The following is a 15,662-nucleotide window of genomic DNA, read 5'->3' as shown; positions in this document are numbered from 1 at the left end:
CAATGGTCTCAGGCCCGGCCCTGAAGGATGGATACTCCTGCCGTCCGCCGAACTTCTGTGATACCGACCATCTTGGACAACATTCTTACCTTTTTCACCTTTTCGACGGTGCCGTCTCGGGATATGGTCAGCCCGCGATCATCGCCTACGTTGCAGCTCGCGCGCCGAAACGGTGACATCAAGCCCATGTGAACGCAAACGGCGGGCCAGCTCCTCGCTCATCGCCACGGACCGGTGCTGTCCTCCGGTGCAGCCGACGGCGATGGTCACGAAGTGCTTGTCCTCCTTCGCGTACCCCTCGATGGCCGTCACCAGCGCCTTCTCGTAGGCGTCGAGGAACTCCGTGGCCCCTTTGGAGCCGAGCACGTAGTCGGCGACGGGCTTGTCCCGTCCGGTGAGCTCCCTCAGGCTCGGCACCCAGAACGGGTTGGGCAGGAAGCGCACGTCGGCCACGAAGTCGGCGTCGGTGGGCGTGCCGTATTTGAACCCGAAGCTGAAGACGTGCACGGAGACCGTGGACGGCCCCTTGCCGATCATCGCCTCGTAGAGCTTGGTGGACAGCTGGTGGATGGAGAGCGCGGAGGTGTCGATCACCATGTCCGCACGCTCCTTGAGATCGGACAGCAGCACGCGCTCCTCGTTGATGCCATCGATCAGACGGTTGCCGCGCTGGAGCGGATGCGGCCTGCGCACCGACTCGTAGCGCTTGACGAGCACGTCGTCACGCGCGTCAAGGAACAGGATGCGGGTCTTGACGCCGAGATCGTCCAGATGACTCAGCACCTCGTTGAGATCGTCGAAGTAGGAGCGCGAGCGCACGTCGATGACGGCGGCGAGCTTGTGCACGCCGTCGCCGCCGCGCGCATTGGTCATCATGTCGACGAGCGGCACGAGCAGCTTGGGCGGCAGGTTGTCAACCACGTACCAGCCCATGTCCTCCAGGCAGTCGGCGGCGTGCGAGCGCCCCGCGCCGGACATGCCGGTGATGAGCAGCACCTCGAACGCGTCGGCGGGCGCGGGCTTGTTCTCCTCGCCCGGTTCGGCCTGGTTGATCATCGTCATCAGTCGCCGGTTTCTCATCACAACGCCTCCTCGAGGGCCCGTCGCATCGCCATTTCCAACTGGTCGTCGTCGGTGGTGACGTCCTGCAGACGCCTGTCGGCGTCCGAGGGCGGGTCGCCGTCCCATATTCCGGTCATGAGCAGCACCTGGATGACGGCCTGGTAGAGCAGCATCTCCTCGCCGCCGATCGCATGTCCACCGCGGTCGCGCCATGCCTGCATGAGTTTCGTGGGCCGTGGATCGTAGACCACGTCGAGCAGCAGGCCGTCGAACGACGCCGACGATGCGTCGAGCATGGCGGCGAGTCCGTCCGCCGCACGCCCGGGGATGGTGCTGATGACGTAGGTCGCCTCGCACGCCGCCCGAATCATGGCTTCCTCGTCGTTCAGGTCGATCTCGTCGTACGGACGACGGCCGTCGCCGTTGAAGATCCGGGAGGCGGAGTCGAGCCCGAGGCTCCTGCCGGGGTGCCGCGAGGCTACGGTGATGCGTCCGATCTCGCTCATCATCAGGCATGCGGCGGCGGCCGACGTGGCCGTGTTGCCGTTGCCGATGATGAGCGCGCGGCCCGATTCGCCGTCGGCGTGATGGACGCCGAGCTCGCGGTTGGCATGGTCGAAGGCGAGCTGGATGCCGACCACGTCGGTGTTGTAGAGCTTGATGCCCGGTCTGCCGTTGGGCCAGGCGGGGTCGTCATGGTCCGCCGCAGACCAGTCGAGGATCGCGGTGTTGGCCACCTTGAGCTCGCGCGCCCACACGTTGCTGGGCACCCCGTAGGGCTGGATGGTCCTCTTGAGCGGCATCGTCAGGCTCAGACCGCGCCAGGTGGGGTCGAGACCCTTGAGGAAGGCGTCCAGATCGTCCTCGCCCACCTCGTGCCTGTCATAGGCCCAGTCCTTCAGTCCCAGCGCACGGTACGCCGCATTGTGCAGCACCGGGGACAGCGAGTGCGCGATGGGCTTGCCCAGCACCGCGCATCGGTTGTCGATCGTCATCCATGCCTCCTTGGAGTTCGCTGGACCCCATCCTACTCGGACTATGTGGAACGGATGCTACCGCCCCGCGCTTTGCGTTCCCGCGTCCCTCACTTTTCCGCTTTCCTTCGCCAGAGCGTCATGGATGGCCTGCGCCTTGGCGTGCCCGATGCCCTTGACGGCCTCCAGCTCCTCGACGCTCGCCGTGCGCATCGCGCGCACGGACCCGAAGTGCGCGAGCAGACGTTTCTGATAGGTTTCGCCGATTCCGGGGATGTCGTCGAGCGCGCTGCGCAGCGCCCCTCTGCGCCGGGTCTGGCGATGGTAGGTGATGGCGAACCGATGGGATTCGTCACGCACGCGCTGCAGCAGGTACATGCCTTCGGACTGGCGTTTGAGGATGATCGGATAGTCGTCGTCCGGCACCCACACCTCCTCGAGCCGCTTGGCGAGCCCGCAGACGGCCACGTCGTCGACGCCGCAGTCACGCAGCGCCCTGGCGGCGGCCATGACCTGCGGCTGTCCGCCGTCGACCACGACGAGATTCGGCTTGTAGGCGAAGTGGTGCCGGTCCGTGTTCTGCTGGACGAGCGCGTCGCCGTCGCCGCGCGCCGCATCCGGTCCGACCGGGATGCCGGCCTCGGTCATGCGCCGTTCCGCGTCGATGCTCTCGCCGGAGTCGCCGGCGATGTTGCCGTGACGGAACCGGCGGGTGAGCGTCTCGTAGAGTGCGGACAGATCGTCGAGCGCACCCCGGCCGTCCCTGCCGCGGATGGCGAAGCGGCGGTATTCCGACTTCTTCGCGACGGCGTCCTCGAACACGACCATCGAGGCGACCTGGAACGCCCCGCCGACGGTGTTCGAGATGTCGTAGCATTCGATGCGCAGCGGCGCCTCGTCGAGTCCCAGCGCATCGGCCACGTCGTTCATGGCCCGCGTGCGCGCGCCCATGTCGGAGATGCGGCTGAGCTTGCTGCGCTCAAGCGCCTGGGAGGCGTTCTCGTTCGCACGGTCCATGAGCTGGCGCTTGTCGCCGCGCGAGGCGACGCGGATCGACACCGCTCCCCCGCGCAGGGTCGTCAGCCAGCCCTCGAGCTCCTCGCGGCGCGACGGTTCGACCGGCACGATCACCTCGCGCGGCACGGGTGCGATCGGCGCGAGCAGGTCGGCGCGTCCGGTGACTTCCTGTCTCGCGTTGCGCTCACGGGTGGCCTTCGCACGCGCCTGCGCGTCCACCGCCGTGACGCTCTGCGTGGAGCCGACCGCTTCTCGTCGTTCCCGCACGAGTCCATCGGACTCGCCAACCGCGTCCCCATCCGCGGCCCGTGTCTGGTCCCCGGTCAGTTCGGAGTAGACCTGCACGATGAGGTCGGCCATCAGATCGGCGTCGTCGATGTCCTCGACGCGTTCGACGCTCCAGTTGCGTTCTCCGCGGATCGAACCGGCACGTACGTGGAACGCGTGCACGGACGCCTCGAGCTCGTCGGTGGCGAAGCCGAACACGTCGGCGTCCACGTCCTGGTCGAAGACGACGGCGTTCTGTTCGACGACGGTGGAGAGCATGGCGATCTCGTCGCGCAGCCGCGCGGCCCTCTCGAATTCGAGGTCGGCTGCCGCGGCCTTCATGTCACGCGTCAGCTGGGTGATGTACGACCTGCCGAGGCGCCCGGTCATCACGCCGATGAGCTGCTCGCACATGCGCCGATGCTCGTCCGGGGCGATGCGCCCGACGCAGGGCGCCGAGCATTTGCCGATGGAGGCGAGCAGACAGGGCCGCCCGGTCAGCTCGGCCTTGTGGTAGACGTTCGTCGTGCAGGTGCGCACCGGGAAGGTGCGCAGCAGCCTGTCGAGCCCGTGCCGCAGATCCCACACCTTCGCGTAGGGGCCGAAATACCGGGTGTCGCGCCGTTTGCGGCTGCGCGTCACCCACACGCGGGGAACGGGCTCCCCCGCCGAGATCGCCAGATACGGGTAGGTCTTGTCGTCGCGGAACTGCACGTTGAACCGCGGGTCGAACTCCTTGATCCACGTGTATTCGAGCGTGAGCGACTCCAGTTCGGTGCCCACCACCGTCCATTCGAGACTGCGGGCGGTGAGCACCATCGTCTGCGTGCGCGGGTGCAGGAGGTAGAGCGGCTGGAAGTAGTTGGTCAGCCTGTTGCGCAGGTTCTTCGCCTTGCCCACGTAGATGACGCGCCCCTCGCCGTCGCGCCACTTGTACACTCCCGGCTTCGCGGGGATGTCCGAGGTTCTGGGACGGAACAGGTCGCGCGAGTCCCCCAGCAGCGGAGCCCCGTTGCGGTTCACGCGCGCCGTGCCCTCACCGACGTCGTCCGCGCTCGCCCCATGCTCGCCGAGCAGGGCGTCGGCGGTCCTGCGCCACACCTCCGGCGAATGCCGTTCAATGTCGTTCGTCACAGCATGCCCTTGAGGAACTTCCCCGTCCACGACTCTTCGCACGCCGCCACCTGTTCCGGTGTGCCCTGCGTGACGATCGTGCCGCCGCCGTCGCCGCCTTCGGGCCCCAGATCGATGATCCAGTCGGCCGACTTGACGACGTCGAGGTTGTGTTCGATGACGATCACCGTGTTGCCCTTGTCGACGAGACCCTGCAGCACCTTGAGCAGCTTGTTGACGTCCTCGAAGTGCAGGCCCGTGGTCGGCTCGTCGAGGATGTACACGGTCCTGCCGTCGGAGCGGCGCTGGAGTTCGGTGGCGAGCTTGACACGCTGCGATTCGCCTCCGGAGAGCGTGGGCGCGGGCTGTCCGAGACGGATGTAGCCGAGGCCGACGTCGACCAGGGTCTTGAGGTACCGGGAGATGCCGGTGTACGCCTTGAAGAAGTCGGCGGCCTCCTCGATGGGCATGTCGAGGATGTCGGAGACCGTCTTGCCGTTGTACTTCACCTCGAGGGTCTCGCGGTTGTAGCGTTTGCCGTGGCAGGTCTCGCATTCGACGTACACGTCGGGCAGGAAGTTCATCTCGATCTTGAGCGTGCCGTCGCCGTGGCAGGCCTCGCATCGGCCGCCCTTGACGTTGAACGAGAAGCGCCCCGGCCCGTAGCCGCGCACCTGCGCCTCGGGGGTCTTGGCGAAGAGGGTGCGGATCTTGTCCCACACGCCGGTGTAGGTGGCGGGGTTGGATCGCGGGGTGCGTCCGATCGGGTTCTGGTCGACGTGGATGACCTTGCGCACCTGGTCGAGTCCCTCGACGCGGCGATGCTTGCCGGGCACGATGCGTGCGCCGTTGAGCCTGTCGGCGAGGACCGGGTAGAGGATCGAGTTGACGAGCGACGACTTGCCGGAGCCGGAGACGCCGGTGACGACGGTGAAGACGCCGAGCGGGAAGTCCACGTCGATGTTCTTCAGGTTGTTCTCGCGCGCGCCAACGACCCTGAGCTTCGCGGTGCGCGTGATCTTGCGGCGATGCGCGGGCACGGCGATCTCACGGCGGCGGGCGATGTAGTCGCCGGTGATGGAGCGTTTCGCCTCGATCAGGTGCGAGGCGGGGCCGGAGTAGACGACCTCGCCGCCGTGCTCGCCCGCCCCGGGGCCGATGTCGACGAGCCAGTCGGCACCGCGGATCGTGTCCTCGTCGTGCTCTACGACGATGAGCGTGTTGCCGAGGTCGCGCAGGTGGTGCAGGGTCTCGATGAGCCGGGCGTTGTCGCGCTGATGCAGGCCGATGGACGGCTCGTCGAGCACGTACATGACGCCGACGAGGCCGGAGCCGATCTGCGTGGCGAGGCGGATGCGCTGCGCCTCGCCGCCGGAGAGCGTGGCCGCGGCGCGTGAGAGGGTGAGGTAGTCGAGGCCGACGTCGTTGAGGAAGCCGAGACGCGCCCTGATCTCCTTGAGCACCTCGCCGGCGATCTTCAGCGCGGAGCCCTCGAGGTGCAGACCGTTGATCCATGCGAGCTCGCGCACGACGGGCATGTCGCACACGTCGAAGATGGACTTGCCGTCCACGGTGACCGCGAGCACCTCGGGCTTGAGCCTCCTGCCCTTGCACACCTGGCAGGGCACCTCGCGCATGTACGACTCGTAGTACTCCTTCATCGACTGCGAATCGGTCTCCTCGTGACGGCGCATCAGCGTGCGCACGACCCCTTCGAAACCGGTGGAGTACTCCCGCAGGCGCCCCCAGCGGTTGCGGTAGGAGACGTCGACCTTGAAATCGTGGCCATAGAGGATGTCGTGGCGCACGTCCTCGGGAAGGTCCTTCCACGGGGTGCGCATCGAGAATCCCATCTCCCTGGCGAGCCCCTCGAGGACGTGCCCGTAGTACTGGGAGGCCATCTTGGTGCCGCTCCACGGCTCGATGACGCCTTCGGCGAGCGACTTGTCAGGATCGGAGATGACGAGCTCCGGGTCGATCTCCAGCTTGAATCCCAGACCCGTGCAGGCCGGGCATGCGCCGTAGGGCGCGTTGAAGGAGAAGGTGCGCGGCTCGATCTCGTCAAGTTCGAGCGTATGCCCGTTGGGGCAGCTGCGATGCTCGGAGAACGGACGTCGGCGCGCCGGCGACCCCTCCTCCTCGTCGACGAAGTCGATGACGATGGATCCGTTGGCGAGCCTCAACGCGGTCTCGACCGAATCGGTGAGGCGCTGGCGCATGCCGTCCTTGACGACGAGACGGTCGACGACCACCTCGATGGTGTGCTTCCTCTGCTTGGCGAGCGTGATGTCGTCGGACAGCTGCCTCATCTCGCCGTCGATGAGCGCTCGGGCGTAGCCGTCGGAGCGCAGTAGCTCGAGCATGTCGACGAACTCTCCCTTGCGCCCCCTGACGACGGGAGCGAGGATCTGGAAGCGCGTGCGCTCGGGGTAGGCCATCAGCGCGTCGACGATCTGCTGCGGGGTCTGCGAGGCGACGGGCTCGCCGCATTCGGGGCAGTGCGGCACGCCGGTGCGCGCGAACAGGAGCCTGAGGTAGTCATAGATCTCGGTGATGGTGCCGACGGTGGAGCGGGGGTTCCTGTTGGTGGTCTTCTGGTCGATGGAGACGGCCGGGCTCAGACCTTCGATGAAGTCGACGTCGGGCTTGTCCATCTGCCCGAGGAACTGACGGGCGTAGGCGGAGAGCGACTCGACGTATCGGCGCTGTCCTTCGGCGAAGAGGGTGTCGAACGCGAGCGACGACTTGCCCGAGCCGGACAGGCCGGTGAACACGACCATGCGGTTGCGCGGGATCGCGAGATCCACGTTCTTCAGATTGTGCTCGCGGGCGCCCTGGATCGTGATCTTGAGATCATTCGGAATGTGCGAGATGTCCGCGATCAGCGAACCGCCACGCTCGACGAGCGGCGCCTTCGCGATCTCGCGCGAGAGGAACGACTCCTCTCCGGCGACCGCCGCGCCCATGACGCCTCCGACGGCGTGACCGCCGACCTTCCCGTCTTCCCCGACGTCCTCCCGTGCATGAGTATCAGTCCGCGTCGCCGCCACAGCGCCCCGCCTTCCTCGTCCCTGTTCCTATGTGTGTCAATACGTCAAACCTGCCCCAAGGATACCCGATTCCCCGACACAATTCGAACAGTTGTTCGATGGCGTGTCGGGGAAATCGTGGAAAATTGGGTATTGCCTTTGCTCCGCTTCCCCGTTACATTGGCGAGTATGGCACGTCCGCCGCAACCGCCGCGGACGATGCGAAGTACAGGAATCACAGGAAACGGAAGAACAGTCTTGACCGCACCGAACGCCCCCGTCACCACCCCCACGACCCCGTCCTCCGAAGCCGAATCCCCCGACACTCGAGCGAAGAGGGGACTCGCCACCGCCGATCTCATCACGATCGGCGTGTTCTCCGCACTGTATTTCGTGATGGTGTGCATCGCCACGCTGGTCAGCACGCTGTTCACCGGAGGCTTCGGTTCGATCTTCCTGCCCGCCATCGCGGCGCTGATCTCCGGCCCCGTGTTCATGCTGCTCGACGCTCGCCTGCGCAAGTTCGGCGGCATCACGGTGATGGGTCTGGTGATCGGCCTGTTCCTGTTCGTCTCCGGCCATTTCGCCCTCTCGTTCGTCGCGAGCATCGTCTTCCCGCTGGCCGCCGATCTCATCGCACGGGCCGGCGCATACCGCAACAAGGTGCTGCTTCTGGTCTCCTACGTCGTGTTCTCGTACGGTCTGACCGGCCCGATCCTGCCGTTGTGGTTCATGAAGGACGCGTATGTGGCGAGCCTCGAGGCGCGCGGCAAGGACGCGGCGTACATCGACGGCGTGTTCGCGAACATCAACATGGGCACGTTCGTGCTGGCGATGGTCGCGATCCTCGTGTGCGCGCTGATCGGCGGGTGGTTCGGACAGCGTCTGATGAGAAAGCACTTCGTCAAGGCCGGCATCGCCTGATGGGGCTCGACCCGCGCGCGAAACTCTACCTGCTGCTGCTCGCGAACCTCATGCTGTTCTTCCACGTGGGGCTCGTCACGCAGATCGTCATGGTCGTCCTGTTCCTGACGCCGCTGGCGGCCGCGGGACGCCTGCGCATGGCCGCACGATTCGCCGTGCTGTATGCGGCTCTCACCGCGCTCGGCATGCTCGACCCGGATGCGATGGGCGTCCCGCAGCTGCATGTCGTCGCGGCGCTGGCTGTTGGCGTCTCGATGATGCTGCCGTGCTTCATGACGGGCGCGTACGCGTTCACCACCACGTCGGCGAGCGCGTTCGTGTGCGCGATGCGTCGTATGCGCGTGCCGGAGACGGTGGTGATCCCGTGCGTGGTGATCATCCGGTTCTTTCCGACGATCCTGCCGGATTATCGGCGCATCCGCGAGGCGATGGCGTTGCGGGGCATCGCCTCGGGCGCGTTCGCGTGGATCCGTCATCCGGCGCAGTCGCTGGAGTACGTGGTGGTGCCGTTGCTGATGAACGCGACGACGGTGGCGCAGGATCTGTCGGTGGCGGCGCTGACGAAGGGGCTTGGGCGTAAGGGCGCGCATACGTCGCGTACGGCGATCCGCATGCGCGCGGCCGATTGGGTGATGATGTCGGCGGCGACGGCCCCGCTTGTTCTGGATATCGCGGGGGTGATCTGAGATGGCCGATGTCGTTTCGAGAACGGCGCTCGACATGCGCGAGGTGTCGTTCCGCTACGATGCCGGTGACGCCGCCGATGCCGCCGAGGTGCCGCCGGATGCGTTCGCCGACGCGCGACAGACCGCATCGCCTCCGGCATTGGATGATGCGTCGCTGCGTCTTGCCCCGGGCGAGTGCGTGGTGCTGTGTGGCGGGAGCGGCTGCGGCAAGACGACACTGACCCGTGTGGCCAATGGGTTGATCCCCTCGTTCTTCCATGGCGTGTTCACGGGATCGTGTCTGACGTGCGGTCTCGATACGACGCAGGTGCCGATCGACCGTCTGACGCCGTTGACGGGCAGCGTGTTCCAGAATCCGAAGACGCAGTACTTCAACGCGAATTCGACCGACGAGCTGGCGTTTCCGTGCGAGAACATGGGCATGGAGACGGCCGAGATCAACCGGCGCGTGTCCGAGGTGGCCGAGCGCTTCGGCGTGGCCGACCTGCTGGAGCGTGACGTGCTGCGCCTGTCCGGCGGACAGCGTCAGCGCATCGCGATGGCCGCGGCAAACATGCTCGAGCCACGTCTGGTGGTGCTCGACGAGCCAACGAGCAATCTTGACTCGTCGGCGATCGACGACATGCGGCTTCTGGTCGCGAGGATGAAGGCCGATGGCGTGGCGGTGCTGGTCGCCGAGCATCGTCTTGCGTGGCTCAACGGCGTGGCCGATCGGTATGTGGTGTTCAAGTCCGGACGCATCGTCCGCTCGTGTGCGGCGGATGAGTTTCTGGCGCTCTCCCCCGATACGGTGGCCGGCATGGGGTTGCGCGCATTGGATCTGGAACCGTACCGGCAGCGGGTTCGCGGGCTTGTCGCATCCGAGGCGGCATCAGGTCGGGGCGCCGACGGCGCGTCCGGCGTCCCGCTGCTGCGCACGCGCGATCTGGTCATCGGCCATGATCGTCGCCGCACGGGGCTGCGTTTCGGTCTTGCCGGCGCAGGACGCGCTAACGGACGCGATCATCGTGGCGTTCAGGACCGGAGCATGCCGTTCAGACGCGCCGTCGACGATCTGACGTTGTACCGCGGGCAGATCGTCGGGCTGATGGGGCGCAACGGGGCCGGCAAGACGACGCTGGTGCGCACGCTGACGGGGCTGATGCGCCCATTGAGTGGACAGATCGAGCTCGACGGGCGTGTGGCCAACGCGCATGCACTGACCCGGGCGGGGTTCATGGTCATGCAGGACGTCAACTATCAGCTGTTCTCCGCGTCGGTGCGCGAGGAGCTCATGCTCGGCTTCGACGAGGATGACGCGGACGCCCGGACCCGATGCGATTCGATCCTCGACGAGCTGGATCTGACGGCGTTCGCCGACCGTCACCCGATGAGCCTGTCCGGCGGTCAGAAGCAGCGCGTGGCGATCGGTTCGGCGCTCATGTGCGGCAAGGATCTCATCGTCCTCGACGAGCCGACCAGCGGTCTGGACCGGCTGCATATGGAGCAGGTCGGCAGGCTGCTGCGCCGTCTGGCGGACAGTGGACGCACGCTGCTGGTCGTCACCCATGACGAGGAGCTGGCGGCCGGATGGTGCGACCGCATCGTCATGCTGTCCGACCAGCGATGATCCGCCACGTGATTCCCGCGATGACGACGCGCATCACGTTATACACATCGTCGACGTGATTGTGCACATACGGGCGAGGAGGATTTGCCGTCATCGGCGCCGGCGTGGGATGGTGGTTGGCATGTCCCGCCAATGGGGGCGGGCATGCCGGCCGCAAGACCCTCGAACGGAAAGGGAATCATCATGACTGCGAGCGACGAAAACATCCGCCGATGGTCCGAACTGTTCGGCCGCGACGTCGACCATCAGTATGTGTCCGCCGACCTGATCGGACGATCGACGGCGTTGATCGAGACGATCGGCGGACATGCGCTGGACCGGGGGTTCACCGTCCGGGAACCATGCGCACGACTGTTCGCCAAGGCGAAACAGGCCAGGTGGTCATGGCCGCACATCGTCGTGGGCACCGAGGATGGGCACATGCTCTCGTTTCATCTTTCGGAGCGTTCGCGCCATGGCACCGAGGCCAAGACGCGCACGCTGGAGGATCGGCGCATGGCCGATGACGCGCCGATCTGGAAGGCGCAGCGTTCCACCCGGTTCGCACCCACCGGAGTCATGACGATCCGCGTGGACAGCGACATGGCGCACTATCGGCTCAAGACCAGCAAGGACACCGTCAACACGCCTGTGGAGACGCGTGTGCCGAACCTGTTCGACGCGCTTACCGGGGAGATGGTCAGATGCCGCGAGGTCAGGCGCAGAACGGCCGAGGAGCGCAGACGCTCTGCCGCCGCCAAACACGATTTCCGACGGGAACGGATGTATGCAGCCCTGTGCGAGGACGTGTCGAGGCATGATCGTCTGCAACGGCAGCGCTCCTACCTTGACAAGGTCGAATGCTCGCTCGCGCAGCGCACCTACGACGACGCCGCGGAGCAGGAGGGCATGCTGCGCGACATCAACGCGATGCGTGCCTGCATCGACGAGCAGGATCCGCTGGTCGCCGGCGATCTCGCCTGGATGCGTCAGCCCGAGCCGAGCGAATCGGAGGTGTTCACGTACGCGCATCGCACCCCGCATCGGAACGGGAACCGTCCGAGCGGCTTCTTCGACTGAATCAACGGCCGCCCCCGGCGGCTGCCCGGTCGTTACCCGTTACTCCTCGGCCACCAGTTCGAGGTAGGAGTCGTTCCACAGATCCTCGTCGCCGTCGGGCATGAGCAGCACGCGTTCGGGGTTCAGCGCCTCGACGGCGCCCTCATCGTGGGTGACCAGCACGATCGCGCCCTCGTACTTGGCGATCGCCTTGAGGATCTCGTCGCGCGAGGCCGGGTCGAGGTTGTTGGTCGGCTCGTCGAGCAGCAGCACGTTGGCGCGGGAGGTGACAAGCGTGGCCAGGGCGAGCCTGGTCTTCTCGCCGCCGGAGAGCACGCGCGCGGGCTTCAACGCATCGTCGCCGGAGAACAGGAACGAGCCGAGGATGGAGCGGGCCTGCGTGTCGTTGAGATCGGGGGCCACGTGCGTGAGGTTCTCCAACACGGTGGCGTCCAGGTCGAGCGTGTCGTGCTCCTGCGCGAAATAGCCGATCTTGCAGCCGTGGCCGTACTCCACCGAACCGGTGTCCGGCTGTTCGATGTGCGCCAGAAGACGCAGCGTGGTGGTCTTGCCGGCGCCGTTGTAACCGAGGATGACGACGCGCGAACCCTTGTCGATGGCGAGATTGACGCCGGCGAACACGATGTTCGACCCGTACGCCTTGGAGATGTCCTTGGCCATGATCGGCGTCCTGCCGCAGGGGGCGGGTTCGGGGAAGCGGATGTCGGCGACCTTCTCGGCCTTCTGCGCCTCGGAGGTGTTCTCGAGCAGCTTCTCGGCGCGGCGCATCATGTTCTGCGCGGCGACGGCCTTCGTGGCCTTGGCGTGCAGGCGGATGCCCTGCTTCATGAGGCGTTCGGCCTTCTTCTCGGCGACCTCGCGCTCACGGCGGCGACGCTCCTCGTCGACGACGCGCTGATGCAGGTACGCCTTCCAGCCGAGCGAATACATGTCGATGCTGCCGGTCTGCGCGTCGAGATGCCACACCTTGTTGACGACCTCGTCGAGCAGCTCGGTCGAGTGGGAGATGACGAGGAATCCGCCCTCGTACTTTTTGAGGTATCCGCGAAGCCATTCGATCGAATCGGCGTCCAGATGGTTGGTGGGCTCGTCGAGGATCAGCGTATCGGCATCCGAGTAGAGGATGCGCGCCAGCTCGATACGACGGCGCTGACCACCGGAGAGGGTGCCGAGCTTCTGCTCCATGACGCCCTGGGGAAGTCCCAGCGACGCGGCCATGGTGACCGCCTCCGACTGGGCCGCGTAGCCGCCGGCCTTCTCGAAGTCCTGCATGGCCTTGTCATAGCGGTTCATCGCCTTGGACATGACATCCGGATCCGGATCGGTCATCTCCTTCTCCGCCTTGCGCAGCCGGTCGATGATCGTCGCGATGTCGCGGGCGCTCATCATGCGGTCGAGCGCGGTCTGCTCCGGATCGGCCGCATGCGTGTCCTGCGGCAGGTAGCCGAGCTTGCCGGAGACGCGCACCTTGCCCGACGTCGGCAGCATGTCGCCGGTGATCACGCGCGTCAGCGTCGTCTTGCCGGCGCCGTTGCGGCCGACCAGACCGATCTTGTCGCCCTTGGCGACGTGGAAGTCGGTGGGATGCAACAACGTGCGCGCGCCGATCTGAATCTCCAGACCCTGTGCATCGATCGCCATACCCCACCTGCCGCTTTCCTTGGAATCACCATCGCGAATAACCATCGCGCCCGTTGTCGTTCTCACGCATACCGCCGTATCCGGCGTTTTGCCGACTAACCACTATAACGGCAAGGCGAGAACAACACCACGTCACCCTACACGCGAGAACCCCGCCGCCCCCATGCGGACTAAACTGGACCCGAAGGATCGAATGGTCAAGGAGGCCACACATGGACACCCGCAACGATTCGGAACGCCGCGACACCCTGCTGCACAACGCGTATGCCACCGCCGACGTGCGCGACATGGAACGACCTCTGCTCGACGACGGCGTGCCGCTGATGCGCATGGCCGCCAACGCCGCCGCACATGTGGCCGCGCGCATGCTCGACGACGCGGACGTCGACATCGAGGACGCGGCGGTCACGCTGCTGGCGGGCTCCGGCGACAACGGCGGCGACGGCCTGTTCGCGGCGGCCGCACTGGCCGACGAGGGCGCCCAGGTGACCGCGGTGGCTACCGGACGCGCGCTGCATGACGCCGGTTTCACCGCATTCGTGCAGGCCGGCGGCAAGGTGCTGGTACTGGATCCCGAGGCCGAGATTCCCGGATGCTCCTCCGGATTCACCGCGGGCGAGGCCGGCGAACGACTGCAGGCGGCCATACGACTGGCGCGCCGCTCCCATCTGATCATCGACGCGATGACCGGCATCGGCGTCGCCGGCGATCTTCGCGGCATTCCCGCGGCGATCGCAGCCTCACTGGGCATGAAGCCATGGAGGAACGAGACGGCGGACGACTCGCAGTCCCGGGACGATGCCGCCGAGGACGAGGACGCCTCCCCGCTGCCGGATCGTCCGGCGCTGCCGAACCGTAACGCCGACGTCGATTTCCCTCTGGTGCTGGCGGTGGACACCCCCTCCGGCGTCGGCGTGGACGATGGGGCGCTGTCGGGCGCGTACATTCCGGCCGATGAGACGGTGATGTTCGGCGCGATGAAGCCGTGCGCGATACTGCCGCCGGCGACGTTCGCCTGTGGGCGTATCACGCTGGTCGACTTCGGTTTCGATCTCGACGGCGTCGAACCGTCGGTCGAGGCGATGTCGCGCGATCTGGCCGCCGAGGCGATCCGTCTGCCGCGGGTCACGGACGCGAAGTACTCGCGCGGCGTGGTGGGGCTCGTCACCGGATCGTCGCGCTATCCGGGTGCCGCGGTGCTGACGGCGAGGGCCGCGGCGCGCACGAACGTCGGCATGGTGCGCTATCTCGGCCCGGAACGCGCGCAGGACATGGTGCTCAACGCCCTGCCGGAGGCCGTGATCGGCAAGGGCCACGTGCAGTCGTGGGTGGTGGGTTCCGGTGTGCCGGACAATGACGGCGACCCCGAGTTGAAGGACATCCAGCGTCAGACGATCGCGGCGCTGCTCGCCTACTACGCCGTCGATGCCGCGGACTGCCGGGTGATGCCGCCGATCGTCGTCGATGCGGGTGCGCTCGATCTCATGCCCGACCGCGTCTCGCCGCAGGTGGTGATCACGCCCCATGCCGGCGAACTGGCGCGAGTGCTGGGCGTGAGCCGCGAGCAGGTGGAGCACGAGCCGCTCAGATGCGCCGTGGAGGCGCATGAGCGCACCGGTGCGACGGTGCTGCTCAAGGGAGCGGCGACCATCGTCGTGGGCGAGGACGGCCATCCGATGGTTTCGGGCAGCGCCCCCGCATGGCTGGGGACGGCCGGCGCCGGTGATGTGCTCGCCGGCATCACCGGCGCGCTGCTCGCGCAGATGGATGATGATCTGGATGGCGCCACGGACGCCCCGCTCTCCTATGACGCCGCGCTCGTCGCCGATACCGCCGCGGCCGCGGCCTATCTGCACGGCATGGCAGCGGGGCTGGCCAGCGAGTCGGAACAGTACGGCTGGCAGACGCCGGAGCTGTTCGGCATGACGCGCACCGCCCGGTTCAACACGATCGGCCATCCGATCGTCGCCTCGGACGTGATCGACGCCATCCCCGATTCGATCGCCGATCTCATCGGCTAGCCTCGGGAGCCTCCGAGGCACCATCGGTGCCGCCGATGTCGAGACGGTAGCCCATTCCCGGTTCGGTCTTCAGATACCGGGGATGGGCGGGGTTCGGCTCGATCTTCTTGCGCAGCTGCGAGATGTACAGGCGCAGATAGCCGGTGTCCTTGACATGCTGGGCTCCCCAGATCTCGGTGAGCAGATCCTGACGCGTGACCAGCTTGCCCGCGTTGCGCACCAGCACCTCCAGCACCTTCCATTCGGTGGGCGTGAGCCTG

The 15,662-nt window shown here is 66.5% G+C and carries 11 protein-coding genes; 5 read left to right on the top strand and 6 right to left on the bottom strand.

The features are described 5' to 3' along the window. Window positions 1–138: 138 nt before the first annotated feature. The 4 genes from rapZ to uvrA are packed head-to-tail and all read right to left on the bottom strand — an operon-like array spanning window position 139 to window position 7,399. Complete coding sequence (gene rapZ, locus BCAL_RS01265) at window positions 139–1,062, bottom strand: RNase adapter RapZ (RefSeq protein ID WP_043163709.1); 924 nt, start codon at window positions 1,060–1,062, stop codon at window positions 139–141. 17 nt (window positions 1,063–1,079) lie between these two features. Beyond that, window positions 1,080–2,057, bottom strand: a complete 978-nt coding sequence (locus BCAL_RS01260) for a shikimate dehydrogenase family protein (protein WP_043163707.1) — start codon at window positions 2,055–2,057, stop codon at window positions 1,080–1,082. A 57-nt stretch (window positions 2,058–2,114) separates the two neighbouring features. After that, window positions 2,115–4,496: an excinuclease ABC subunit UvrC gene (gene uvrC / locus BCAL_RS01255; RefSeq protein WP_420796796.1), complete on the bottom strand. Its 2,382-nt coding sequence runs from the start codon at window positions 4,494–4,496 to the stop codon at window positions 2,115–2,117. Beyond that, window positions 4,451–7,399 carry an excinuclease ABC subunit UvrA gene (gene uvrA, locus BCAL_RS01250; protein WP_043163920.1) on the bottom strand — a complete coding sequence of 983 codons (2,949 nt, stop codon included), beginning with the start codon at window positions 7,397–7,399 and terminating at the stop codon, window positions 4,451–4,453. Before uvrA ends, uvrC begins: the two co-directional genes overlap by 46 nt. A gap of 321 nt (window positions 7,400–7,720) precedes the next feature. Here uvrA and BCAL_RS01245 point away from each other — a divergent pair, with 321 nt between their 5' ends. The 4 genes from BCAL_RS01245 (at window position 7,721) to BCAL_RS01230 (ending at window position 11,740) form a co-directional block, all read left to right on the top strand. After that, window positions 7,721–8,386, top strand: a complete 666-nt coding sequence (locus BCAL_RS01245) for an MptD family putative ECF transporter S component (protein WP_043163703.1) — start codon at window positions 7,721–7,723, stop codon at window positions 8,384–8,386. Beyond that, window positions 8,386–9,072: an energy-coupling factor transporter transmembrane component T gene (locus BCAL_RS01240; protein WP_043163701.1), complete on the top strand. Its 687-nt coding sequence runs from the start codon at window positions 8,386–8,388 to the stop codon at window positions 9,070–9,072. Before BCAL_RS01245 ends, BCAL_RS01240 begins: the two co-directional genes overlap by 1 nt. A 1-nt stretch (window position 9,073) precedes the next feature. Further along, window positions 9,074–10,681: an ABC transporter ATP-binding protein gene (locus BCAL_RS01235; protein ID WP_238549575.1), complete on the top strand. Its 1,608-nt coding sequence runs from the start codon at window positions 9,074–9,076 to the stop codon at window positions 10,679–10,681. A 183-nt stretch (window positions 10,682–10,864) separates the two neighbouring features. Continuing rightward, a complete protein-coding gene (locus BCAL_RS01230; protein ID WP_043163699.1) occupies window positions 10,865–11,740 on the top strand; it encodes a hypothetical protein in 876 nt (291 codons plus the stop codon). Between the two features lie 39 nt (window positions 11,741–11,779). Here BCAL_RS01230 and BCAL_RS01225 read toward each other — a convergent pair whose 3' ends face one another. Continuing rightward, entirely contained in the window at window positions 11,780–13,381 is a 1,602-nt protein-coding gene (locus tag BCAL_RS01225) for an ABC-F family ATP-binding cassette domain-containing protein (protein ID WP_043163697.1), read from the bottom strand. 212 nt (window positions 13,382–13,593) lie between these two features. On the opposite strand from BCAL_RS01225, the gene BCAL_RS01220 reads away from it, so the two are divergent. Beyond that, complete coding sequence (locus tag BCAL_RS01220) at window positions 13,594–15,402, top strand: bifunctional ADP-dependent NAD(P)H-hydrate dehydratase/NAD(P)H-hydrate epimerase (RefSeq protein WP_043163695.1); 1,809 nt, start codon at window positions 13,594–13,596, stop codon at window positions 15,400–15,402. Here the strand turns inward: BCAL_RS01220 and BCAL_RS13625 are convergent. Further along, window positions 15,392–15,622 (bottom strand): winged helix-turn-helix domain-containing protein, encoded by a 231-nt coding sequence (locus tag BCAL_RS13625; protein ID WP_238549587.1) that lies wholly within the window; start codon window positions 15,620–15,622, stop codon window positions 15,392–15,394. The two genes, BCAL_RS01220 and BCAL_RS13625, sit on opposite strands and share 11 nt — an antisense overlap. Between the last annotated feature and the right edge of the window lie 40 nt (window positions 15,623–15,662).

This window comes from Bifidobacterium callitrichos DSM 23973 (genome assembly GCF_000741175.1).
GTDB lineage: Bacteria > Actinomycetota > Actinomycetes > Actinomycetales > Bifidobacteriaceae > Bifidobacterium > Bifidobacterium callitrichos.
The sequence above is the reverse complement of the archived record's forward strand: the minus strand, read 5'-3'. Positions and strand labels throughout refer to the sequence as shown.